This is a genomic window from Bacillus sp. AM 13(2015) (assembly GCF_001518755.1).
Lineage (GTDB): Bacteria > Bacillota > Bacilli > Bacillales > Bacillaceae > Bacillus > Bacillus safensis.
Genome location: NZ_LKCP01000084.1, coordinates 65304 through 89606 on the forward strand (window position 1 = coordinate 65304; position 24303 = coordinate 89606).

Here is a 24303-nt window from a genome sequence, read left to right on the forward strand (position 1 = left end):
CACATGCCGAACGATTCATGCTCACCATTTCACAAAATGTTCACTATTTGTTCAATGATTCACAAATAAAAGTCCATTTGAAATGGTTCACTCGGTGAAATTTTACTCTTGATTTTCATTCGGTTAGTTATTTATACCTGTACTTTACACCCATACGCTTCAAAAATAAAGTAAATTTTACCTAAAAATTGGATGGTATTGTGTCAGTTGTTTGAATACTTTGTCAAAAATATGTGACGGAAAATAAAAAAGCGAAAAAAATAGCGCTGCATGTGGGCCGCAGCGCTGTGTTTCTATTTTAAGCTTTTTTCTGTAAAGCAGGTCTTGTCACTTGTACTTCATAGTACGTAATTTTGTTTTTTAATAGCCCTTCAGGTTTCGCTTTTCCGTGAGCGTGTGCATCTCCAAATGCCTGAGATTTTGTCCAGTTCACAAAATCTTCTTTTCGATTCCAGCGGGTATGAATGGTCACTTCATCGTAATCAGTTGTCTGCTGTGTGACCCAGACTTCCATGCCTAAAAATCCTTCCATGAATTCTACTTGTCCCTGCTTGTTAAAACGCTTGACGAGGTGGTCTGCACTGCCTTTTTCTACTCTAACCTGGTTGTTTACAATGATCATGTTTGATTCATCTCCCTTTTGTTGTTGGATCGAAGCGATTGGGATAATGAGCGGATGCTCTCCATCTAAGTGAACCTCTGCCTGAATCCCAAAGACTTCTTTGAAAAAGTTTTCTGTTAATACTTCGTTTGGTGTCCCTATTTGGTAAACCTGACCACGCTTCATCGCAATCAGGCGGTCACAATATTTTGCTGCCTGCTGCAGGTCATGAAGAACCATTAAAATGGTGATCCCATGCGTTTCATTCAGCTGTTTGAGCAGCTCTAGTAAATCAAGCTGGTGCGCAATATCTAAGTAAGTGGTAGGCTCATCCAGAATAATCGTCTCTGTCTTCTGAGCCAGTGCCATTGCAATATACGCCTTCTGCCTTTCTCCGCCTGACAATGTATGCAGCATCCTGTTTTCATTCACGCGGCTATTGGTCACATCAAGCGCCCACTCTATCGCTTCCTGATCTGTCTGCGAGCTCTTTTTCCAGATCGAACGATGCGGACTGCGTCCAAGTGCAACCAGCTCACGTACTGTCATCGATGGGATGGCAGTTCTCGTCTGCATCAGAACGGCAATTTCCTGTGCAATCTCCTGTGCTGTCATTTCTTTTTGCGGGATATTGTGAATATAAATCATGCCGCTTTCGATCGACGTAAGGCGTGCGGCCGCTTTAATAAACGTCGACTTCCCTGACCCATTCGGTCCAATAATTCCTGTTACACTCCCTTTAGGCACAGCTGCTGAAATAGACGACAGCCGAAAGCCTCCTTGACTGAGGCTCACGTCATCCATCGCAATCACATCCAACTTAACCCCTCCCTTTCTTTTTTAATAAATAGAGGAAGAAAGGTGCACCAATACAGGCAAGCAGAATACCAACAGGCAGTTCAACCGGTGTAAACCATACCCGTGCTGCTGTATCAGCAAAGACCACAAGTACGCCGCCGCCCAGCATTGAGATCGGAAGCAGGTACCGGTAGTCATCTCCAATTAAAAGGCGGATAAAATGAGGAACGACAAGACCGACAAATCCAATTAAACCGCTCACGCTTACCGCTGCACCCGCCAAAAGCGCCGCCAGTGCAATTAAGAAAAAACGGGTTCGCTCGACTCTAAGGCCAAGCAGCTGCGCTGACTCATCACCAAGTAAAAGAAGATTTGCGGGCTTGATCGCAAAAAAACAAAGACACAAACCGGCAAGCGCATAGGGTGACACAAAGCTCAGATGATGCCAGCTCCGTCCATTTAACCCTCCTGATAAAAAAGGCAGAACAGCCTGTACACGCTCACTATAAAGCACCATCAACCCATTCATGACCGCACCAAGCAGGGCATTGACTGCCACTCCCGCCAGAATCAATTTCAGTGGCGAAACCCCTTGGTCAAATGACAGGATATACACAACGAGTGCCGCTAATAAAGCGCCAAGGAAGGCAGCCGCTGGAAGCAGATACGTGAATTGTGGAAACACAATCATGCTGAGTACAGCAGCTAACCCACCGCCGGCGGTCACTCCGATGATGCCAGGGTCAGCGAGTGGATTTCGGACGACTCCTTGTAAAATCGCTCCTGATGCTGCGAGACAGGCCCCGACGATGAAGCCTATGAGAACGCGCGGCAGGCGTAAATCCATGACGATTTTTTCATGGACAGGCTGGCCTGATCCCGTCAAAGCAGCGATCAAATCTGGCAGCGATAATTGAACAGAACCTAATGCAAGCCCTAGACATATGCCCACACCTAGCGAAAGAAGCAGTCCTGGTATCAGCCACCTTCGTCTTGACTGTCTTTTTTGAAAATCTAACTCTGCATTCACCTTCATGATGACAATCGCTTCAATCTCTTCTCTAGTTCATCAATCGCCTTGATGACGTCTGCGCCTGGATTTGTCCCGAATAAATCACTAGGCAGAATCTCCACGCGGCCATTTTTGACAGCTGATACGTCGTGCCATGCTGCATTCTGTTTCATTTCACTCATAAAGCCCGCTTTCACATCTTCAGGATTGCTGTGTGTCATGAGCAGAATGAGATCAGGATCGGCTTCGATCACCATTTCTGCATTGATTTGGGCGTATTGAGGGAATTTTTCGAGTGCTGGTTCATTCTCAGCAATGTTTGCACCCCCGGCGATATGCAATAAATCTCCGCTTAAGGATTGAGGAAGCGCCGCCATATATGTGCCGGGTGCACCGTACACAACGAGTGTTTTTACTTTTTTCTTAGGCTGCTTGACCTGCTTTTTCCGCTCATCAATTTGATCATTGAGTGCTTTAGCCTTTTGCTGCTTCCCAAGCAACTCCCCAAATAACGAAATTTGGCGCTGGATGTCCTTCACTGAATTGGCGCTTGTCAAAAGAAGCTGTGAACCAATTCCTTCTATTGTCGAGATGTCCTTGCTGTTTAATTGTTCATTTCCAAGCACAACATCAGGTTGTAGGCTTGTGATCAGCTCTACATCAAATTGATGCGTTGTGCCAATCGTTTGTACGGACTTTGCCTTTTGTAAGCTGTCTGGTAACTCGGCAGTTGGCCTGCCGACCGCCTCACCGCCTAAAGCATATAGAATGCTCAAGTCCCCGGTCGATAAGGCGACGATACGCTGAGGGGATTCATCAAATGACAGCGTTCTTCCGGTAAAATCCTTTATCTTCAGCGCTCCTGCCGCGCTTTCTTTCTCTACAGGTGCTGCCTGACTGCATCCGCTGAGGAGAAGCATCAAGACGAGTCCCGCCAAGATCACATGTGAAAATTTCAACCGTCTGTCTCTCCTTTTCTAGTAAACTTTCTTTAGCTTTGCCTGTACCACGAGACGCCCGTTTTTAGGTGCAAGTACATGATCACAGGTCGATAAGGTGAGGATGAGGTCATCTGTGGACACGTCTGTCTTCGTTTGATAGATTGATTTCTTCCGCACAGCTTGCAAGTAATGTGCATATTCGCCAAGATCCTGAAAATCGGTTTGAATATAATCGAAGTCAACCGTCGTTTCATACACGGCAAAAATCTCCGCTTCATAGCTTTGATACAGCGTATCGTACTGAAATGTCCGGTGCTCATTAAAGAAATCTTTTTTTAGATAGTTTGTGAGTCCAGCAAACATGGATCCATCCCTCATCCGATGGCCGTACACCACCGTATTTGGGCTTTCATGCAGGACATCATTACGATAATCCATAAAGATACTGCCTGCCCGGGTGTCGTTTTTTAAATAATTACGAGTTAAGTAGAACGCATTATCGCGAGATTGAACGATCGGATACTGAATCATCGTATCCTCCATATTGATCCAGCCGACAATGTCCTCATTCACCTTCCGCAACTCATCAAATGACGAACGGATCTTTCCCAACTCCCGTTTTTCATTCATTTCTTCATGTCCATACATCGTCTGAGCCTTTGCAAGCACCTGGCGATTTTGATAATAACCGAAAAGTTCGAAGCCGATGGCTGTACCGCTATAAATCAATACTCCTAAACAAACGATCGTCAGCATCCGCTGCCAAAGCCGTTTTCCTCGTTTCACACTGTCTCACCTGCTTTTTGCCCAGCTTATATACCAACAGGCACGATGTACATCCCTGTTTCTGCATCCTGTCGAATCGTGACGGACACATCATAAATGTGCCGCACGTTTTCCTCTGTTAACACATCGTTTGGCTGTCCTTCACTGATAATCTGTCCATCCTTCATCGCTATGATGATATCGCTGTAGCGGACAGCCTGATTCATATCGTGGAGCACCATGACAATGGTTAATCCATGCCTGGCATTCAGCTCACGAATCAGCTCAAGAATGTCAAATTGATAGTAGATATCCAAATAAGTTGTCGGTTCATCTAAGAAAAGGATCGGTGTTTTTTGCGCAAGTGCCATCGCAATCCATACACGCTGCCGCTCTCCACCTGACAGTGAGGCGAGCGGCACCTTTCGTTTGTCCGTTAGCTTTGTACTGGACAGCGCCCATTCTATCGCTCTCTCGTCCTCTTCCTTGTCTCCTCCGCGCATTGTCTGGTACGGCGTTCTGCCGAATGCCACGACCCGTTCGATCGTTAAATCAAGAGGCGCTTCATTTTGCTGATGGACGACAGCGAGCTTTTTCGCCAGCTCCTTTGGCTTGAACGCATTCAGCGCTTGCCCGTCTAAGTGTATCTGCCCTTTATTTGGACAATGATTATTTGCCATTAAGGAAAGCAGTGTGGATTTTCCCGAGCCATTTGGACCGATAATGGTTGTGATTTTCCCCTTTTCAATCTGTGTTGTGACCGATTGAACGATGTCCTTCTGCTGGTCATATGAGAATGACACCTCATGAATGTCCATGGAGACGGTCCCCCCTTCTTAATAAAAAGATCAGAAACGGCCCGCCAATCACGGCCATGATCGTAGAAGCAGGAATCTCATTTGGCGCCAAAAGCGTCCTACCAAGCGTATCAGCCGTCAAAATAAGCAAAGCCCCGCTTAACGCAGAAAATGGAATCAGTACTCGGTGATCCGAGCCGACAAGCCTTCTTGAAATGTGCGGAATGAGCAAGCCGACAAAGGCTATTACGCCCGCTACTGCTGCTGTCACTGCCGCAAGTAAAACGGCTGTGATGGAAATCAAAAGGCGCATTCTGGTCACACGCAAGCCTAAGTTTTTCGCTGTCTTGTCTTGAAGAGCCAACAGGTTACACCATCTGCTGAAGAAAAGTGCCACGACAAGGCCAACGACACCATAAACACCGATTAAACGGACATCTCCCCACGTTTTCATCGTGAGATTCGACTGTCCTGACTGATTAATTGTGATATTGAAATAGCTGCAAATGGTCACAAAAGCTTCAGCCATCCCAGTAAACATGGCATTGATGGCAATCCCAACTAAGATCATGCGGATCGGGCTTAAACCACCCTTCCAAGACAGAACGTACACGAGGAAACACGCAATCGCCCCGCCTAATACCGAAAATAAAGGTGAGTAGAAATAAAATTGAGGAAGCGCTGTAATCGCCATTAATGAAAAGAAGCTGGCTCCTGATGAAATCCCAATGACGCCGGCATCAGCTAACGGATTTCTCATGACCGACTGCAGCAGTACACCGGAGACAGATAAGGCGGCCCCTGTAAACATCGCGATGAGCACGCGGGGGATTCTCAAATCTTTAATGATTTCTACCTGTGCATGTTGACCGGTGATGAGCCCTTCTAATAATTCAATTGGGGTCACATGAATGCTCCCAGTAATGGCTGAATAAATAAACACGCAGACCAGTAAGAGACTGACTATCAGAAATAAAAATCCTGTTTTTTTCATCTTGAACGTCCTTTTATCATTAAGATTCGCAAACTTATGACGGATACAACATACGAGTCAATTCATCTAATGCCTCTGCTGCCTTTAAATTGCCTGTTGTCCCGAATAAGCTTTCTTCGAGGTCATACACCCGGTCTTGTTTGACCGCATTAAAATGTTTCCAGATGTCATTTGTTTTAAATTCTTGATCAAACATTTTGACGACTTCATCCGGCATCCCATGTGCGGCTCGGAGAATGATATCTGGATTGGCTTTTTGTAAATACTCCGTATTGGATTCCAAATACTCCATTTTCTCGCCTTCCACAATGTTCTTTCCTCCTGCGATACGTACAAGATCACCAATATATGAATTTTCTGTCGCCACCAAATAACTGCCTGGCACACCAAGCAAAATCAGAACGGACGGCTTGCGTTTTCCTTTTGTCTTCTCTTGTATGTCTTTCTTTTTTTGCTCAAACGCAGACACAATGCGCTCAGCCTGCTTCTTCCTGTCATACTTATCCCCAAGCTTCGTGATGGCCTTCTCCATGTTGGCCATACTCTCGAGATTTAAGTATGTGGCAGGGACACCTGCTTGCTGAAAGGGTTTCTCTAAATCATATTGAAGGGTTGTGACAGACAGGACATCTGTCGGTTGAAGTGATTGGATGATTTCCATGTCCGGGCTCATGGGATTGCCGACTTCTGGCAGTCCTTTGTAACGAGCTGGCAAGGATTTTTGACTTGTTGGCACCCCGACAAGATCCACCTCTAAAGCATCCATGATCTCCGCAGCAGCTACAGTCGTTGCTACAATACGCTCACTTGATTCAGCGCTTTTTTTGCCTTTTGCTGAGCTTTCAGCTGACTGTGAGCAGCCCGATAAGATCATGCACACACTGAAGGCAGCGATCAAGGTACATAACATTCGATGCTTCAAAAACAGAAGCCTCCTTTCGAAAAAAGAGAGTGGATGCGCCGAGGTAAAAGGCGCATCTCACTTAAAATAAAACGAACTATCTTGTCCGTGTTTGATATTTTCTGACGAGTACGAATAACGAACCGCCGAATAAAAGAATATACACCCAAAGAAGAGAGGCATCTCCCGTTTTCGGATTCAGCTGTCCAGACTCAGATTTGGTTTGGTCATCTGATGGCGTAAATGTCATCTGCTCCACACCCGTTTCCTCTGGTGCTACATTCTCAAGTTGAGTTGTTTGAGAATCGTGATCATTTGGATTTTTGACAAATCCGATACTCTCATCGTCTCCAATGACCGTTGAAATGCCGCTTCCCTCACCGAGAGCGATTCCTTTTGTGTCATAGACAAGTTTGACATCGTACTGCTCATGATAGTTCGCAGCTGGAATATCAATTTTTACGCGTGCAGCCTGAGCACTGCTTAAACTTTTTGCTTCATATTGAATGACACGTGTATCTGCTTTTTGATCTGTTTTCGCGACAAGTGTCTCTTCAAACTTTCCGCCTGTTCCTACTTGGAATGACGTGATCGCTGAGCTGTTTTTCACTTTATATGAAACGAAATGGCGGCCATTTTTCACAACCAGTGTCGCAGGGCTCACGACGTAATCGTTCATGCGGGAAAGCTCATCCTTGTCTGCTTTCTTCATTGAGAAAGGAAGCTTGTATACACCATCTTTTAGCTGAGTAGTCTCTTGATCAGCTCCGCTGTTATTTGTTTCTGGTGATGGTGTATTTGGTTTTGGCGTTTCTGGTGTAGCTGGTGTTTCTTCCTCTACCACCTGTCCATCCTTCACTGGAGCGATACTCTTTGAATCAAATTGAAAACGAATATCGTAGGTTTGGTCATAGTTAGCGGCTGCTACTACAATGTGCACTTTTCCTTTCACCGCTTTTTTCAAATCAGCAGCATCGAATGAAACCACTCTTGTATTCTTCGCTTCATCTGTGCTCACTATCTTTGCTTCTTGATAAGAACCGTTTTTCTCTGTTTTCAAAGAAGCGACAGACTTATGATCCTTCACCGTAAAGGAAATGGTCTGCTTTCCATTTTTGACGGTTAAGGATGCGGGATGTGAGAAGTATTGATTCATTCGAGATGCTTCATCCGTATCCCCTTTTAGCACACTGTAATTGATACGATATACGCCATCTTTTAATTGATTTTGCGCAGAATCATCTGGCTTTGTGCCATTGTTATTGCCTGGTGTTGTCGGTTGATCGTCTGGTTTTGTGCCATTTTGGTCATCCGGTTTAGTTTCATTGTCGTCTGGCTTTGTACCGTTTTGATCATCCGGCTTTGTTTCGTTATCATCTGGCTTTGTACCGTTTTGGTCATCCGGTTTAGTTTCATTGTCGTCTGGTTTTGTACCGTTTTGATCATCTGGTTTTGTTTCGTTATCGTCTGGTTTTGCAGGCGTAACGAGTGTTAAGCTGCTTTGATCGAATGCAAGCTGTACGTCATATGCTTCGTCATAAATAAAGCCGCCTAAATCCCAGTAAATTTTCACCCAGCCGTTTAATTTCGCTGATAAGTCGGCGACATCAAATTTGATCACACGTGTATTGGCTGTTTCGTCCTCACTGACCGTTTCAGTGGTAACGAGAGCACCATTTTGTTCAACCTTGAAATCTGTTATTTCTTTGCTTTGCTTCAGTGTGACATAAGCTGTTGTCTTGCCATTTTCCACAATCAGCTTAGCTGGCTTTTCTGTATAGGTATCCATCATAGACGCTTCTGAGGTACCATCTTTTAAAATGGTGAATCCGACTGTGTATTCCCCATCAACGAATGATGCCGCTTGAGCTGTTCCTTGAGGAATCTGAAACGCAGTCAACAAACTGAATAAAACAAGCAGAATGGCTGCCTTTAGATGAAAAAGACGTTTCAAATGGTGACACTTCCTTCCGTTAATGCTTGATGATCCACTTTCTTGCTAAAAACCCGCCAGAACATAAGACAAGCACAAGGAGCCATCCTATCTGGCTTGTATCACCAGTTTGAGGGTTGTCTTCTTGTTGTTTCGTTGTGGATGTATCAGCTTTGTTTGTTGATTCTTTTGATGGCTGCTGACTTTCTTGTGCACCCGTTGATTTATTTTCACTGGTAGACGATAGCGATTTCATACTGCTTTCATCAAATTTCAGCTGAATGGTGTAATCATGATCATAATCAGCAGATTTCACAGTGACATGAATTTTGGACTTGATCGGTTTAGACAAGCTTTGAGCTTGGAACTGAACGAGCCTTGTATTGGCTTTTTTATTTGTTGAGAGAACGGTTGTATCGACATAGCCGCCATTTCCCGGCACTTTAAATTCCGTTACCCAGCTGCTATTTTTAATCGTCATTTGTACTGTCAGGTTCCCATTTTTCGCTATCACTTTTGCTGGCTTCAGCCAGTAATCATTTGCCATTGAGACCGCATTTCCTTCAGCTTTTAGCACTGTATAATTGACGGAGTATGTACCATCCTTTAATGCGGCAGCCTGTGCGTTTGAAAAAGGCAGCATAAGTGCCAGTAAAAAAACCGCCATGAAGACTGACAGCTTCATTCTTTTTTTCATCAAGCGAATTTCCTCCCTTTCTATTGAACAGATGGCGCATCAAACTTGAGGCGAATGTCGTAATTGCCTGTATATCCGATGGCTGGTACAGTCACACTCACTTTTGCTGGTACAACCTCAGTCAGGCTGTTCACATTGAATTCTACTGTTCTCTTATTCGCAGCTGTATTTGTACTGATCACCTTCGCATCTTTGTAGACACCTTGATCGAGCGTTTTAAAGCTTGTGATCCAAGAGCTGTTCGTTAACGTGACTTGTGCTTTGATTTTTCCATCCTTTACGACAAGCTTGGCTGGTTTTTCAAAATACGTATTCGCTGTTGAAGTCGAATCGCTATCTGCCTTCCATACCACATATTGCGCTGAATATTGACCATCTGCTAAGCCAGCTGCTGAGGCCGAGCTAACAGGTGCTAGAGCAAATAATAGAACAAAACTAAGGAATAATAATACGGGTGATGTTGAACGAATGACTTTCATGTGAACCCTCCTAAATGATATTGATAATTATTCTCAATAGATAATAAAAAAAATAACCTTCACAAGTGCTGGAACACACTTATAGATGATTATGATAATCATTATCAATTGAGTTAAAAAAATAAATCTTTGCTTCCTAAAAGTCAAAGATGTCTGCTTCTAAATGATGGATTGATACGAGTTTTAGGCAATCTGTCCCATTTATAATACCATGGCATAACCTCCATTCCATTACAGGGAAAAGAACCCTCTTCTCCTTGATATTATATAATGCATGAAATGATTGTCAACATCATTTTTCATACTATTGTCTTAGTTTTCTGGAAAATCACACAAAAAAATTTCGATCAGACACACTGATCGAAATGGATTAAGATGAAACATGTTCCTCTATTTTGCTGTGTTTACGATCTAAAGACCAAGCATACATTTCACGAATAATCGGTTCAATTTTCTTCCCTTGAACTGTTAATTCGTATTCAATCCGTACTGGAATATCGGGGTATACTTTTTTCTCAACAAGTCCCTCAGCTTCTAAATCCTTCAGCCTTTCTGATAGTAATCTTCCGCTGATGTTCATTTCATTTTCAAGCTGACAAAAACGCTTAGGCCCTGTCAGAAGCTGATTGATGATGAGAATGACCCACTTCTTGCCTAGAATCTCCATGGCATCTGTAATTGGACAGCCATCTACTTGAGCCATATCTTACTCCCTCCTGCTTTTTTCTCTTTTTTTTATTATAACACAATTAATTACTTGAAATAAGTCACTAACTATTATATAGTTTAGTTACTAAAAGTAACAAGGTGTTCATTTTTTATAGATTTTCAAAAACATTTGAACATGCCGATGCATATATCATGAAGGAGATGACCGAGCTTGAAGACAATTGAGCAGCTAAGGCTGGGTGTAACAGAATTACATGTGTCCAGCTTTGATCGTTCTTTACCTTTTTATACAGACATTTTAGGATTTTCTATATTAGAAAAGACAGATTCCACGGTGACACTTGGCAGCAATGCAAAGGAACCGATTCTTTTGTTAAAAGAAGATGCACAACTGAAAGAAAAGCCTGATCATGAGCCAGGACTTTATCATTTTGCTGTTTTATTACCTACCAGAAAAAACCTGGGCACATGGCTGGCACATGTAATCAAAAAAGGCTATCCTTTAATTGGAGCAAGCGATCACTTTTTCAGTGAAGCCATTTATTTAAGTGATCCTGACGGCATTGGCGTAGAAATTTATGCTGACCGTCCTCAGGACATTTGGGTCGGTGAGCATGGAGAACTGAAAGGTGGCGGAAATGCACCGCTTGATGGAGATGGCCTCCTGCAAGAAGCTGCTGATACCACATGGGAAGGACTCCCTGCCGGTACAGTGATGGGACACTTGCATTTCCATCTCAACCCAGAAGAAGCAGATTCCTTTTATGTCAATACGCTTGGTTTTCATATCCGAATGGCTCCACCAGCAAGCGTATTTATCGCCGCTGGTGTGTACCACCACCACCTTGCCTTTAATGCATGGGGACGCGGACGAAAAGGAGCCATTGATCCACGTTTTTCAGGAATTAGAAGCTATACACTGGTTTTCCCAGAAGAAGCAGACAGACAATCCGTCGTCGAACGTCTGACAAAAGCAGGCACTCAAGTCAACACGACAGGAAAAAGCAGCGAATTTGTTGATCCATTTGGCGTTCTCGTTCGTTTACAGATTGAAGAAACAGACTAAAAAGAAGGTGCAGAATATGGACAAACACACAGAGCTTAAAACAGCCATATTAAAAGATAAAATCAAACGAGTACAGCAAGAAGACGGGTATATCTATATCACTGGACCCATTAAACTGCCAGTGAATTTAGACGGCAGAACCGTGATGTTTAACTGGTATTCATGGTTAAAAGACGATGGAAAAGAGCCACTGTCAGATGAAGCTTTAATTGAAAGCCTTTCGTCCCGCCAGCTGGCTGATCATCAGCAGTCAAGCGTTCTTGTGTATGGGGATTTCGAGCACGCTGACGAAGCTCTTATCCGTATGCATTCCATTTGCCACACTGGCGATATTTTCGGAAGCAAGCGCTGCGACTGTGGATTCCAATTGAAGCAGTCTATGCGAATGATTGAGGACAATGGCGCAGGAGCCCTGTTTTACTTAGCCAATCATGAAGGCCGCGGCATTGGTCTTTTCAGTAAAGCCATGGCTTATATTCTTCAAGAAAACGGCTATGATACAGTAGAAGCGAATGAAGCACTTGGTTTTGAAGATGACACACGTCAATACGAAGAAGCCATTGCCGTTCTTCAAACACTTCGTACAAAGCCGGTCAGACTCATTACCAATAACCCGAAAAAGACAGATGCGATCAGCCATGCAGGTTTATCTCTTTCTGGACGCATTCCGCTTTGGGGAGATGTCTCTGAATTTAACGAGAAATACTTGCAGACAAAAATCAACCGCTCAGGTCACATGAAGGCGGAGCAAGAGGTGCGTACGATTGCCACATCATGAGCGATATATGAAGCTAGCCCTTGATAATGCACGGGCAATGAAAGGTCAGACATCTCCGAATCCGCTCGTCGGGGCTGTGATTGTGCGAGAGAATGAGATTGTTGGAGTCGGCGCTCATATGAAAGCCGGTGAACCGCATGCTGAAATTCATGCACTCAACATGGCTGGAGACAAGGCAAAAGGAGCAACGATTTATGTGACCCTTGAGCCTTGTTCCCACCATGGGCGCACAGGCCCTTGTGCCGAAGCACTTGTGAAAGCCGGCGTCGAAACCGTTGTCGTCGCGGCTCTTGATCCGAATCCACTTGTCGCTGGTCGCGGGATTGCCATTTTACAAGACGCGGGCATCCAAGTTATCACGGGCGTACTTGAACAGGAATCCATTTTGATGAATGAAGTATTTAATCACTTTATTACGAAAAAAACACCTTTCGTGACGCTCAAAGCGGGCATTACCTTAGATGGGAAAATCGCCTCTGCCACGTCTGACAGCAAGTGGATTACATCTGAGACATCCCGTTATGATGCTCACCATATCCGCAGTATCAATGATGCGATTTTGGTCGGTGCTCAAACTGTCATTCACGATGATCCTTCATTAACTGCGCGGATTCCAAATGGAAACAATCCGATTCGAATTGTTTTAGACTCTAAGCTGTCTACACCACTGACAGCAAAGATCGTCACAGATCAGATGGCACCTACATGGATTTTTACAACAAAGCAAGCCGATGAGGAAAAACGAGCGGCTTTAGAAGAAGCTGGCGTCCGTGTCTTTATGACTGACAGCGACACGCGGGTTCCCCTGCAGGAAGTGCTTCAAGTGCTGGGAGAAAAAAATATCTCCTCCCTCATGATTGAAGGCGGCGGCCAGATTAACGCCTCTTTCTTAGAACAGCAGCTTGTAGATAAATTGGTCATCTATATGGCGCCTAAACTCATTGGCGGACGACTTTCCCCTTCCTTTTTCGGAGGCGAAGGCATACGCCTCATGAGTGATGCCATTGAACTGGATCAACTCGCCGTGGAACCACTCGGGAAAGATATCAAAATGACGGGCTATCCCGTTTATCAATAACAAATAGGCTGTCGAGATTTCCTCGACAGCCTTATTTTTGTCTTCTAGTCTCTTCTCTCTAAAAACTCAATTCGATTCCCAAATGGATCTTCTACATAAAACCGATTGGCTCCCTCCAATGGCTCATCTTCTTTTATACTAATCTGATGCTTCAATAATACCTCTTTTAATTCTGATAGGCTCTTTACAAGAAAAGCTGGATGAGCTTTCTTTGCAGCTTGAAAATGTTCTTGAATGCCAATGTGAAGCTGATGATGACCGCATTGGAACCAGACACCTCCTCGTTTAGCTAAATTACTAGGCTTAGGTATTTCTTTCATCCCTAAAATTTCACCAAAAAACAAGCGAGCTTTCTCTTCACTGCCTTTTGGGGCAGCTAGTTGAACATGGTCGATTCCAACAAAGTTTGACATATTTCCCTCTCCCTTTCTGTTCTCAATTGGTTTTTCAATGTAGTGTTTCTTCAGTTTTTTGTGATGCTCAACAAATTTGATTGTTTCTTCATTGGTGGGCTTGATACTTGAAGATTTTCTTTGAGGTGTTTCATAAGATGTAGTGTTTGAATGCAGTATTTTTTTCAAAAACAGAACTCCCATGGTCATGAAAGTTCTGTCCATCTAAGTGTCTCTTGTCATGACATTTGAGACCAAGATATATCATGATTCATTTTGATGAAACTTGTCGTAAAATGTTTCATGTGAAACATTGATCGTTACTTCGCTTCAACCAGCCTGCCAAAGCTTTCTGGTGAAAGTCCCGGTGAAATGCGGATGCGGTGCAAGGACATCATGCCTTGTTCCTTCTTCGCATGTCCTGGTTCAGTGGTAACAGCCATTTGGTATCCGGCTTCCTTCGCCAGCTTCAACGTCTCTTCATTATAGCGCCCGACAGGATAGCTGACCATTCTCGTACGCTGAGAAAATCGCTGATCAAAGAATGTCTTTGATCCTTTTAACTCCTCTTCCTGCTGCTGCTTTGATAATTGATTGAGCTCTAAATGATGAATCGTATGACTCTCAATCGAGATCCCATGTGCGATCATCTCATCCATTTGCTCATCCGTTAAGTGATTCGGACGGCCAATGGATTGCTCAATCATGAAAATCGTTGCTTTCATTCCATGCTGTTTTAAAATCGGAAATGCCTTTGTATAGTTATCCGTATATCCATCATCAAATGTAATGAGGACACTCTTCTTACTTGGCATCGAATTTGTTGTGAAAACGCGGTACGCCTCTTCTGGCGACAGTGTGACATAGTCGTTGTCCTTCAGCCATTTCATATGAGATGCAAATTCGCTCTTTGGCACACGTAACGAGTTGCCGCTTGAAATACTGTGATACATCAAAATTGGAAGCTCGACCGGCTCCTTTTGCTTCATCCAGTTTTGTGTCTTTATCACTGTCGTTTCTTTTTTCTGATGCATATCTTTTGTTTGTAATGGACCCTTTTCATCTTTGACGACTTGCTGGCTTCCTTCCGCCTGCTCCTTCATTCCCATACAGCCAGAAATGAGCAGCAGCATAAGACCAACCGTCATCAGCATACATGTTTTCTTCATTCACCAATCCTGCTTTCTCTTTATCTACCGAATGATTATAACAGAAATTGGTTATTCATTGATATCTATTTTGACAGGGTATTCATTTTTTTACACATTTCGATCATCTCGATGGCGAGCAGATGAATGGTCTCTGTTGTGAGCATTTGATCTTCTGCGTGTATCAGCAGTAAAGAAAACGGAAGCTGTTCACCTGCCGCTTCTTTTTGAATCAGCGACAAGTGCAGGTTGTGGATGCTTCGAAACGCTTCCTCCCCTTTTTCGATCAACTGCTGCGCTTTTTCAAAATCATCAGCTCTTGCTAGACGAATCGCTTCTACATAATGACTTCTTGCCTCGCCAGCATGGGCAATGATTTGAAAGGCTGCTCCCTGCATTTCCTCTAATACCGTCATCTGCTTCTCCTCCAATTACTCAAGATTCATTTGCTAGTTTCAGTGCATGATCTAGGATTTTTTCTCCGTTTGCTGTTCCGTATAACCTCACATTGACGACATCGACAGGGATTTGATAAGGTGCCGCTGTTTTTTCTGCTGCTTTTTTCATAAAACTTACTTGCGGTCCAAGTAAAATCGCCTTTACATCCTCTCCATGCTCTTCTAGTTCATCCGCAATGGCTCCTTCAGGTATAGCATAAATATAGTAATCCAGCCCTTTAGCTTCTGCGGCGGCCTTCATTTTCGACACCACAATGGACGTCGACATTCCTGCTGCACAAGCGAGAATGATTCGTTTCATATCCCATCACTCCTATTGATAAATGACTTCTGTTTCAACTGTCAGTCCCCTAGTTTTGATTAATGTCTGGTACCAATACGCAGATGCTTTCAGCTGTCGATTTCGTTCATTTTCCAGCTGGATTTCGACTAAGCCGTAGCGATTTTTAAAGGCATTCATCGGTGAGACATTGTCTGTAAATGCCCAAAGCATATAGCCCGTGCAATTTGATCCTTCTGCTTTCGCTTGAAGTGCCCGCTTCAAATGCTGGCTGATAAATGAAATGCGATACTGGTCATCAATGATACCGTCTTCTTTTTTAAACCGTTCTTCCTTTTCTACACCCATGCCATTTTCGGCCACAAACCACTCAATATTTCCGTATTCTTCTTTTATCCTCATCCCCATATCGTAGACAATCTTCGGGTAGATTTCCCAGCCTCTGAAAGGATTCATTTTTCTCCCTGGAAGCTCAAACATATCGTAATAATAGGATGGATGAAAAGGCGTCCCTTCGTTCCAAGCCTTACTCGGCGCCTTGACACGATGCGGATAGTACAAGTTAAGTCCGACGACATCTACCGTATGATTCTTGATGATTTGAAGCTCTTCCTCTGTGGAATCGAAAAGAATATCATGCTTTTTCAACACATCGATCAGTTCCTCTGGATACTCCCCTTTGATGGAAGGATCTAAGAACACTCGATTAAAAAACAAATCATACATACGTGCCGCTTCTTGGTCATGCGGAGCAGACGATCTTGCATACGTCACTTCTGGATTGAGAATCACCCCAATTTTGGCTCCTGTCGATTCCTTCAAACCCATCTCCTGAAACAGCTTCACCACTTTTGCTGTTGCCAGTGCTTTATGATAGTTCCACTGCATCCATTTCTTCGTATTTTGCTCATACGGATATCGGATAGCATCTAGATAAACGCGTGTCTGGACAACAATCGGTTCATTAAAACTAAACCAATGCTTGACCCGGTCTCCGTAGCGCTCAAACACTTTTTCTGCATAGAGAACAAACAGATCAACGACATGCTTTGATGACCATCCGCCGTACTTCTCAAGCAAAACGGCAGGAAGCTCATAATGCTCTAAGCAAAACATCGGTTCTACACCTGCTGCGATTAATTCATTGATCAGATCATCAATGTAACGAGCGTAGGCCTCATCCACTATCCCATTCTCGTAATCTATGAGAAATCTCGACCAATTGATCGATGTCCTGTAATGTGTCAGCCCAATCTCTTTCATTAAGGCTACATCCTCAGGATAGCGCTCGTAAAAATTCGTTGCACCAGCCGGCCCATAGCCTTCGTGCCATACGTGATACCCTTCCTTATACCATAAATCGATGTACGAGTCCTGATGCGCCCGCTTTCCCTTCCAGCCCTCCGTCTGCCATGCAGAAGCCGCAGCACCTAGGATAAAATCTCTTGGAATCTCAATGCTGTTCATGTTGCCGCCTCCCTTTTCTTTGTCTGAATGTTTATTCTGAATCTGGTGCTGCTTCTGGCTTGCGGTTAGACAAGAGAACAAACGGTAAATAGATGAAAACAGCAACCACAATGCAGATAAGCTGTGTGATGACGGCTCCCATGCTGCCAGCGGTTGACAGCCATGCATTCACAAGCGGCGGTGTCGTCCACGGCACCATCACGACCGCTTTTCCAGCGAATCCTGTAGCCGTCGCAATATAACCAATCGTACCTGTCACAAGCGGTGTGACGATAAATGGGATCGCCATCACAGGGTTTAGCATGACGGGTAATCCAAAAATAACGGGTTCATTGATGTTGAACAGTCCGGGTCCTGATGAGAGCTTGGCAATGCTTCGCATCTCTTCCCTTCTCCCAGCAATAAAAATCGCAATCAAAAGACCAATGGTCACACCTGAACCGCCGATGCTCATATACACATCCCAAAACGGCATCGTGATAATATTCGGGATCTCTTTTCCCTCTTGAAATGCAGTCATATTCACTGCAATTGATCCTAATAAGAGCGGCTCCCGGATCGGCTTAATCATCTGGTTACCATGGATGCCGATCACCCAGAAAAATTGTGCCACAAACATCAACGTTAAAATCCCTGGCAGCCCCTGCACAACACTTTCTAGCGGACGCTGCACAACGTTATACACTGCTTCATGCAAATAAATGCCTGTCACACGATGAAATGCAAACCCGAATGAACTAATGATCGTAATTGTAATGATAGAAGGAAAAAGTGATGAAAAAGACGTTGCCACATTCGACGGAACCGAATCTGGCATCTTGATTTGCAGCCATTTCACCTCAGTCAGCTTACAAAAGATTTCCACAGATACGATCGCAATGATCATCCCTAAAAATAAGCTTTTTGGATCGGAAAATTGTCTTGCCAACACGTCTACAACCTCACGCATCGATCCATCAACTTCAAGAAGAAGTGTCGTTGGAATAACGGATATAAATGAAATCAACGCCATCAATCCTGGGAACAGCGACTTGTGCCCGTTGATTTTCCCAAGCTCAATCCCAATGAGAAACACAGCCCCAATGGTTAAAAAGTTCAGCGTGGCATAATTGATTGCCTTCATAATAGGCTGAAGCTCTGCTAAAAACCTGAATATCTCAAAATGAGCAAGCCCTGTTTCCGGCTCATGATCATATTCGCCACCAGTACAGCAAAAGCTCCTGTAATGATGATCGGCATCAGTGTGACAAATGCCTGTTTAATCGCCATAATATATTTCTGATTGGTGATGCGATAAGCCACATGCCCCATGACATCTGCCGCTTTCTCCTTGAAGCTCATGATCCGTCTCCCCCTTTGCACAAACTCGTGATCATCCTCCTTTTTGATGTTATTTTAAAAGCGCTTTCATTAACATCTAATCTTTTTCCTCACAGATGCGGAAATGGGTGTCGCGTTTTTTCATTTGGCTGCTCCAATACTTGAAGTGCTGCTGTCAGTTCTTCAAATGAAGAGGCTTTGATGAGCTGTTCCACCACTTCCTTCCGTTCTGTCAGCCGCACAAGAAATTGATAAAGCGACTGTAATTCTTTTTGATACGTCTTCTGGATGCTTAATAAGCAAACGACTTGTACTCGATCTTCTCCCCACAACACCGGCTTTTTTAACGTACAGATTGCACAAAACGTATCGTCTGTTGCCGGCTTAATTGGATGAGGAATCGCAACCAAATGACCGAAAGAGGTGGGTGACACTTGCTCTCTTTCTAGCAATAATTGTTCAAACTCGTCTGGGATTCGATGCTGCTCCTTTAACACGTTCACGAAAAATTGAAGAACCTCTTCCCTTGATTGAAGGTCTTGCTGAAAAAATGTCAGCGCCGGACTCACATACCGTAAAACCCCTGTATCCTGTGAATTTTGAACAAATCGTTTTAGCCGGACAATATCATCGTCACTTAGAATCGTATGTACATCAATTACTGGTACCGGCAATGTATTCTGTAGCGGAATGGTACTAATAATAAAATCAATGCTTCTCAAATCATATGAAGGAAGTTCCCCGGCACTTGCAGTTCCAGCGATCTCCAGTCTTCCGCTAAAAGCCGCCGTGAGCTTATGAAGAAGAAGCTGACTGCTGGCGACACCCGTCGCACACACAATAAGACATGTCTTTCTCACATGCTGTGATTTTGTCCGCTCGATTGCAGCTCCAATATGAAGTGCCAAATATCCGATTTCATCCTCAGGAATCTCAACACCCTCTTTTTCCTTCAGCACCTGCCCATATAAACACCCGCCTCAAACGCAATGGGATAGTGCCTTTTAATGTCTGGTAAATAGGGATTTCGAATATTCATATCGTATCTAAAACGATGAATGGCGGAACGCAAATGAAGACTTAAACCAACGATCAGCTCCTTATCAAACTGAATATCAAGTGACATATGCTCCTCCACATAAGCAAGCAATTGGTGAGTGAAACGAAAATGATCTTCTTCCAGCAGATGAAATAGCGTATGGCCAGCCTCTCCATATGCCATCATCTTTGCCCCCATTAAGTGAATTGCGATGTACGCCATTTCAGATAACGGAAAATCAATCGCTAATACACGGCGAATATCTTCTGTCATTTGTTGAGCTATCTGGAAAACTGGCTGCACTTGAATTTCTCTCAATTCCGCTTCTGGCATCTGAACCAGCTTTTTTTCTTCTATTCGTTTGCATGCGATGGCAATATGGGTCACTAAATTACTTAAACCGATTTCCGATAAATGAAGCCCGGTGGCTTTTGTACGTGAACGCACGATGTCCTGAATCAGTTGATACGTTTCTTCAGGTAACAGTGTAGAGTGCGCTTGATCCTGCTGAAATACATGCTCTGCCATACAATATCTTAATTTCATTTCATCGCCTGTCAGACGCAGTCCATATTTAGGGCGGTGCGATATAGAAAGTCCATGCAATGAAAACAAATGCCTGACAGCTTTTAAATCATTTTTCACTGTGGATTCACTCACAAATAATTCCTCTGCCAATCCCTCTAATTTGATATAGTCTTCTGACAGAAGCAGTCTTTTCAATAGATAAGCCACGCGGTCCTCAGGCTGATTGGGAATGGACTGTTCCTTTTTGTCATTTCTTTCTCTCAGTGAGGTTTTCAAAAATGTACGAAATGCTCCATAATCTTCAACACTCAATGTATACCCTGCCCCGCGTTTAATATGCAGTGCGGCACCATGTTCTTCTAAGATTCTTTTAAGCGCTTTCATATCTGTGCGGATGGTTCGTGATGTGACTCCGATCACACGGGCAATTTCTTCACTTGTCAGTTCCTGCTCCGCTTGCATCAATCTTTTCAGAAGCTCCTCCTGACGTAGAGATAGCATGGGCTCTCCTCCCTTGGCATTTACTTTTGCCTATCATCATAAACGAAAATAGAACTCTTTGCCCAGTTTTTCTTTCAAATCGGGAACCTAGATATGGCTCATTCGTATGAATATGAAACTAGAGGAGGGATGCTTTTATGTTTGTTGTCATTATCATATTAGCTTTTTTAGGAGCCATCATTGCCAGCTTGTTCACACCAAAGGATAAACGTGCATCTGCTAAGCGTTCTGCACATCATAATTCAACGACAAGTACATATACTGATTCGTATACCCATCACGCTTCTGACGCCTCCTGCGGGAGTGATTCAGGTGATAGCGGCGGTGGTGGATGTGACTAAACAAAAAAACAGCCGCCCTTTTATGAGACGGCTGTTTCGTTTATGGTTTTAAAGAGCTTTCCAGCCCCGTTCAATCAAATGTTTAACGTCCTTTGCAAAATCCTCGCCCTTTTCCATCACGTCCTGAGCTCTTCCTGCAAAATTACTGGCAACGGCCAGCTCCATTTTTTTCAATTCAAAGTGTAAGATTTTTTGGTCAATCTCTGTTATATATTTTTCATATTCATCGTTGACGATGTCGTGCATCACGCTGTAAGCGTCTTTTCGGTGGCGATGAAAGTCGGTTCCTCTCTCGCCTTTCCATGACGAATCTAGAGCAGGCTTCTTAATTTCTTTGATATCTGACTGGGCAAGATCTTGTTCTGTTCGAATATTGCTTTTGGCTGTCTTTAACCGAGAGATCATTTCGTCAAATTCTGCACGTTTGTTCTCAATTCCCATATGCAGATGGTGCAGCATCTCGGATAAACTCATGTCATCCACCTCTATCTGACCTCATACGAAAGCACGGCGTGAGCACCTTTGGAAACCATCGACTCACTTGATTTTTCCAATCCTGACATTTCTATCGTTCTGCTTTCATTAAGTATAGTATAAGGTGAAAAGCCTCAGGCTTAAATAGGGAAAAGGTGTCCTTTTAGCGACGCGTTTGGAAGAAAAACGGAATAATACAAGGTCTTACACCCTGGATTTTATATAAGTCTTTGTAACTATAATTACTTCATGTAAATGATATCCATAAATAAAAGCGATTGTGCTGATTATTTTGCAGCAATCGCTTCGTCTTGTTCTTTTAATGTTTTCACGTTAGAACGTGTATCCTGAACGTTTTTGATTAGGGCTTCTTTAAAGCTTGAAACCATTTCGCTTACCTCTGCTTCACGTGCCGTCCACTTGGTTACAAATTCAAGGCTGTTTTCACCCGCTTTATCTGCTGCCTTTTTCATCGCTAAAGCTTCGACTGCTTGGGAGACTTCATCTAGTTTATCCATGACTGTTTGGTAGTTTAACTTAATTTGTCCCATTGTGATATCCTCCAGATTTGTTCAGCATGAAGCTTGCTTACAAGCTGCTCCATGCTTTTGAGATCAAGCGTTTTGCGTCCTCTACTGCGTCTTCTCCTTTTTCAGCAAGGCGTGCGGCGTCTCCAGCTAAGGAACTGGCAAAGGATAACGCAGCTTGTTCTGCTTCTAATGTACTGATTTTGAATTCGATACGGCTCACATAGCGTGGGTATTTATCATTCACGATCGTTTGCAGCGCATCATGTGCTTCATTTCGGTCTGTTTTGAAATCCTGGCTTCGCTCACCTTTCCAAGAGGTCCCAAGCTTTGGCTGCTTGATTTGCTTTAAATCTGTTTCTGCCGCATCTTGTTCACGTTCAACCTTGCTTTTCGCCTTTTTGAGCCGAGCGATTTTCTCTTCAATTTCTGCTTTTTTATTTGAAATGCCACCGTTAAGGGCAGACAGCATATCCGATAAGCTCATATGGGTTCCTCCTCCTGTCAAAATAAAAACGCTGCTTAGAGTCCCTCTAAACGAGCGTAAGGTGAATAGCACTTTTTCCAATATTGTTATTATAAGGTTCAAAGACTCATGTTTGAATAGGGATTTGTGCCCTTTTTATGGGATAAATATGCTTTCACTCTGCTTCTCACTCCCTCTTTTGACCTCTTTTATAGGAGGTCTAAATTCCTGTTCGTTTGCTATATGTCACATATAGTCTCTCGGTCCTAGGACAAACAAAGCCGCCCCGTGCAGGAGCGGCTTTTGCAAACGGCTTATGAGGCCGATTCTTCTCTTTCTTGTTGATCTTTCACGTACCAAATGAATTTGCCCGTATATCCGTAAATGATCGCAAGACCAATGGCGACAAAGCTCAACCACATAAATGGTAAATAAGAGAATGTCGATACGCCAAGAATTCCTGCCATGTAAATACCGTTATCTGACCATGGAACCATACCAGAAGTAAGCGTACCACCGACCTCAGAGTTTCTGGATAAAACTCGTCTGTCTAACTTTAATTTATCGTAGCTCTTTTCCATAATTTTTGGTGTAAGGATAATTGATACATACATTGCACATCCAAAAATGTTAGCAAAGAATGCAACAAGAATAGTGGAAAGAGTAACATTTCCCGCATTGTGCAGTTTTTTCTCAAAGGTTGAGACAATGACTTTCAATACACCCAGATGTTCTAATACTCCCCCGAAACCAAGCCCAAGGATAATCACTACCAAAGAGCCAAGCATGTTGACCATTCCACCACGATTGAGAAGTTGGTTTAGAAAGTCTACATCTGATTGAATTGAAAATCCATTGTATGCTGCACCAATTGCATCACTAGGATTCGCACCTTGAAAAGCAAAGGCCCAGATCGCCCCAAACAAAGCACCGATTGCAATAACCGGCAGAGCAGGCTTTTTCATGACAAGCAAAACGACAACAATTAGAGCTGGAATGAGCATCCATACATTAATATTGAATGTATCGAGCAGTGCATTCTTTAAGTATTCAACCTTTTCTTGATCAATATTACGTCCTCCATAGATAAAGCCGGTGACCGTAAACATAATAGCTGTAATAACAAAGGCAGGTATGGATAACACCATCATCGCTCTTACATGCGCCAGCACTTCTACCTTTGATAAGGACGAGGCGAGAACTGTACTGTCTGACAGTGGAGAAAGCTTGTCCCCAAAATAAGCACCTGACAAGACGGCACCTGCAACGATTGGAAGAGGAATCCCTAAACCTTCACCAATGGCAATCATGGCAATACCAGCTGTACCAACTGTTCCCCAAGAAGTCCCTGTTGCGACAGACATAATGGCACAAATAATGAGTGTTGCCAGTAAGAAGATATTTGGATGAATAAATTCAAGACCATAATAGATCAGTGTCGGTACGACCCCGCCAGCGATCCAAGTTCCAATTAAAGCACCTACAGCAAGTAAAATCAAAACAGCATCTAATCCATTTGATATCCCTTTTGTAATAGCACCCTGTAAATCCTTATATGAGTGTCCTAAATGAAGACCAAGCCCAATTGCTAAAAACCAAGAAATAAATAAAGCCAGTTGAATATCCAAGTCAAAATAAATAGTAAATGATAAGACAATCGCCAAAAATAAACCTAGTACGGCGATGATCTCCACCATAGATGGCAAGCGAACCGATTTCAATGTTGTTTCCTCCCTTTGTGCGTGCGTTAAGCGTTTTCAAAATATTGTGAAAAAAGTGTGTCAATTCGAAAGAAAGTGAATTGCCTGTTTTTTCTCTTTTTCACAGGCAATTCCACATATTAATAAAATAAA

26 protein-coding genes and 1 pseudogene are annotated in these 24303 nt (G+C 43.5%); 4 read left to right on the forward strand and 23 right to left on the reverse strand.

Annotated elements, in window-relative coordinates; all coding sequences use genetic code 11:
• Positions 1-298 precede the first annotated feature (298 nt).
• From isdG to AOQ70_RS15900, 11 genes are all read right to left on the reverse strand, one after another.
• On the reverse strand, positions 299-1414 hold the full coding sequence (gene isdG / locus AOQ70_RS20100) for a heme oxygenase (RefSeq protein ID WP_269433634.1): 1116 nt from the start codon (positions 1412-1414) through the stop codon (positions 299-301).
• Between the two features lie 7 nt (positions 1415-1421).
• Positions 1422-2435 (reverse strand): FecCD family ABC transporter permease, encoded by a 1014-nt coding sequence (locus tag AOQ70_RS15855; RefSeq protein ID WP_047202949.1) that lies wholly within the window; start codon positions 2433-2435, stop codon positions 1422-1424.
• Positions 2432-3370 carry an ABC transporter substrate-binding protein gene (locus AOQ70_RS15860; RefSeq protein WP_059377261.1) on the reverse strand — a complete coding sequence of 313 codons (939 nt, stop codon included), beginning with the start codon at positions 3368-3370 and terminating at the stop codon, positions 2432-2434. Before AOQ70_RS15860 ends, AOQ70_RS15855 begins: the two co-directional genes overlap by 4 nt.
• 18 nt (positions 3371-3388) lie before the next feature.
• A complete protein-coding gene (srtB, locus tag AOQ70_RS15865; RefSeq protein WP_059377264.1) occupies positions 3389-4138 on the reverse strand; it encodes a class B sortase in 750 nt (249 codons plus the stop codon).
• A 26-nt stretch (positions 4139-4164) separates the two neighbouring features.
• A complete protein-coding gene (locus AOQ70_RS15870; RefSeq protein ID WP_059377267.1) occupies positions 4165-4935 on the reverse strand; it encodes an ABC transporter ATP-binding protein in 771 nt (256 codons plus the stop codon).
• Positions 4922-5908 carry a FecCD family ABC transporter permease gene (locus AOQ70_RS15875; RefSeq protein WP_059377270.1) on the reverse strand — a complete coding sequence of 329 codons (987 nt, stop codon included), beginning with the start codon at positions 5906-5908 and terminating at the stop codon, positions 4922-4924. The genes AOQ70_RS15870 and AOQ70_RS15875 overlap by 14 nt, the downstream gene beginning before the upstream one ends.
• A 34-nt stretch (positions 5909-5942) precedes the next feature.
• On the reverse strand, positions 5943-6830 hold the full coding sequence (gene isdE / locus AOQ70_RS15880; RefSeq protein ID WP_059377273.1) for a heme ABC transporter substrate-binding protein IsdE: 888 nt from the start codon (positions 6828-6830) through the stop codon (positions 5943-5945).
• Positions 6831-6906: 76 nt separating this feature from the next.
• A complete protein-coding gene (locus AOQ70_RS15885) occupies positions 6907-8763 on the reverse strand; it encodes an NEAT domain-containing protein (protein WP_059377276.1) in 1857 nt (618 codons plus the stop codon).
• Between the two features lie 19 nt (positions 8764-8782).
• Complete coding sequence (gene isdC / locus AOQ70_RS15890) at positions 8783-9439, reverse strand: heme uptake protein IsdC (RefSeq protein ID WP_059377302.1); 657 nt, start codon at positions 9437-9439, stop codon at positions 8783-8785.
• A gap of 20 nt (positions 9440-9459) precedes the next feature.
• Entirely contained in the window at positions 9460-9918 is a 459-nt protein-coding gene (locus AOQ70_RS15895) for an NEAT domain-containing protein (RefSeq protein WP_048237822.1), read from the reverse strand.
• A gap of 370 nt (positions 9919-10288) precedes the next feature.
• Positions 10289-10621, reverse strand: a complete 333-nt coding sequence (locus tag AOQ70_RS15900) for a winged helix-turn-helix transcriptional regulator (RefSeq protein ID WP_047202942.1) — start codon at positions 10619-10621, stop codon at positions 10289-10291.
• Positions 10622-10798: 177 nt separating this feature from the next.
• Between AOQ70_RS15900 and AOQ70_RS15905 the strand changes: the two genes are divergently transcribed.
• The 3 genes from AOQ70_RS15905 to ribD are packed head-to-tail and all read left to right on the forward strand — an operon-like array spanning position 10799 to position 13509.
• Entirely contained in the window at positions 10799-11653 is an 855-nt protein-coding gene (locus tag AOQ70_RS15905) for a VOC family protein (protein ID WP_047202941.1), read from the forward strand.
• Between the two features lie 16 nt (positions 11654-11669).
• Entirely contained in the window at positions 11670-12431 is a 762-nt protein-coding gene (locus tag AOQ70_RS15910) for a GTP cyclohydrolase II (RefSeq protein ID WP_024427515.1), read from the forward strand.
• Positions 12418-13509 (forward strand): bifunctional diaminohydroxyphosphoribosylaminopyrimidine deaminase/5-amino-6-(5-phosphoribosylamino)uracil reductase RibD, encoded by a 1092-nt coding sequence (gene ribD / locus AOQ70_RS15915; RefSeq protein ID WP_041087597.1) that lies wholly within the window; start codon positions 12418-12420, stop codon positions 13507-13509. The genes AOQ70_RS15910 and ribD overlap by 14 nt, the downstream gene beginning before the upstream one ends.
• Before the next feature lie 44 nt (positions 13510-13553).
• Here ribD and AOQ70_RS15920 read toward each other — a convergent pair whose 3' ends face one another.
• From AOQ70_RS15920 to AOQ70_RS15950, 8 genes and pseudogenes are all read right to left on the reverse strand, one after another.
• Complete coding sequence (locus tag AOQ70_RS15920; RefSeq protein ID WP_039183384.1) at positions 13554-13922, reverse strand: VOC family protein; 369 nt, start codon at positions 13920-13922, stop codon at positions 13554-13556.
• Positions 13923-14221: 299 nt separating this feature from the next.
• Positions 14222-15070: a polysaccharide deacetylase family protein gene (locus AOQ70_RS15925; protein ID WP_059377278.1), complete on the reverse strand. Its 849-nt coding sequence runs from the start codon at positions 15068-15070 to the stop codon at positions 14222-14224.
• A 65-nt stretch (positions 15071-15135) separates the two neighbouring features.
• Positions 15136-15465 (reverse strand): PTS lactose/cellobiose transporter subunit IIA, encoded by a 330-nt coding sequence (locus AOQ70_RS15930; RefSeq protein WP_024423898.1) that lies wholly within the window; start codon positions 15463-15465, stop codon positions 15136-15138.
• 19 nt (positions 15466-15484) lie between these two features.
• The gene (locus AOQ70_RS15935; protein ID WP_047202937.1) at positions 15485-15808 is read right to left on the reverse strand and encodes a PTS sugar transporter subunit IIB; all 324 of its coding nucleotides are present in this window, start codon (positions 15806-15808) and stop codon (positions 15485-15487) included.
• Between the two features lie 12 nt (positions 15809-15820).
• The gene (locus AOQ70_RS15940) at positions 15821-17254 is read right to left on the reverse strand and encodes a glycoside hydrolase family 1 protein (RefSeq protein ID WP_059377281.1); all 1434 of its coding nucleotides are present in this window, start codon (positions 17252-17254) and stop codon (positions 15821-15823) included.
• A 31-nt stretch (positions 17255-17285) separates the two neighbouring features.
• Positions 17286-18595, reverse strand: a pseudogene (locus tag AOQ70_RS15945) (PTS sugar transporter subunit IIC).
• A gap of 89 nt (positions 18596-18684) precedes the next feature.
• On the reverse strand, positions 18685-19533 hold the full coding sequence (locus tag AOQ70_RS20105) for a BglG family transcription antiterminator (protein WP_269433632.1): 849 nt from the start codon (positions 19531-19533) through the stop codon (positions 18685-18687).
• Positions 19527-20642: a BglG family transcription antiterminator gene (locus AOQ70_RS15950; protein WP_269433633.1), complete on the reverse strand. Its 1116-nt coding sequence runs from the start codon at positions 20640-20642 to the stop codon at positions 19527-19529. Before AOQ70_RS15950 ends, AOQ70_RS20105 begins: the two co-directional genes overlap by 7 nt.
• Before the next feature lie 137 nt (positions 20643-20779).
• Between AOQ70_RS15950 and AOQ70_RS15955 the strand changes: the two genes are divergently transcribed.
• Positions 20780-20983 (forward strand): hypothetical protein, encoded by a 204-nt coding sequence (locus AOQ70_RS15955; protein WP_039182539.1) that lies wholly within the window; start codon positions 20780-20782, stop codon positions 20981-20983.
• A 48-nt stretch (positions 20984-21031) separates the two neighbouring features.
• On the opposite strand, the gene AOQ70_RS15960 is transcribed toward AOQ70_RS15955, so the two are convergent.
• The 4 genes from AOQ70_RS15960 to nhaC all read right to left on the reverse strand — a co-directional run bounded on the left by AOQ70_RS15960 (position 21032) and on the right by nhaC (position 24171).
• On the reverse strand, positions 21032-21457 hold the full coding sequence (locus AOQ70_RS15960; protein ID WP_039182541.1) for a YwqH-like family protein: 426 nt from the start codon (positions 21455-21457) through the stop codon (positions 21032-21034).
• 287 nt (positions 21458-21744) lie between these two features.
• Positions 21745-22008: a YwqI/YxiC family protein gene (locus tag AOQ70_RS15965; protein WP_024423905.1), complete on the reverse strand. Its 264-nt coding sequence runs from the start codon at positions 22006-22008 to the stop codon at positions 21745-21747.
• 37 nt (positions 22009-22045) lie between these two features.
• On the reverse strand, positions 22046-22471 hold the full coding sequence (locus tag AOQ70_RS15970) for a YwqH-like family protein (protein WP_041118256.1): 426 nt from the start codon (positions 22469-22471) through the stop codon (positions 22046-22048).
• A 293-nt stretch (positions 22472-22764) separates the two neighbouring features.
• Positions 22765-24171 (reverse strand): Na+/H+ antiporter NhaC, encoded by a 1407-nt coding sequence (nhaC, locus tag AOQ70_RS15975; RefSeq protein WP_024427525.1) that lies wholly within the window; start codon positions 24169-24171, stop codon positions 22765-22767.
• Between the last annotated feature and the right edge of the window lie 132 nt (positions 24172-24303).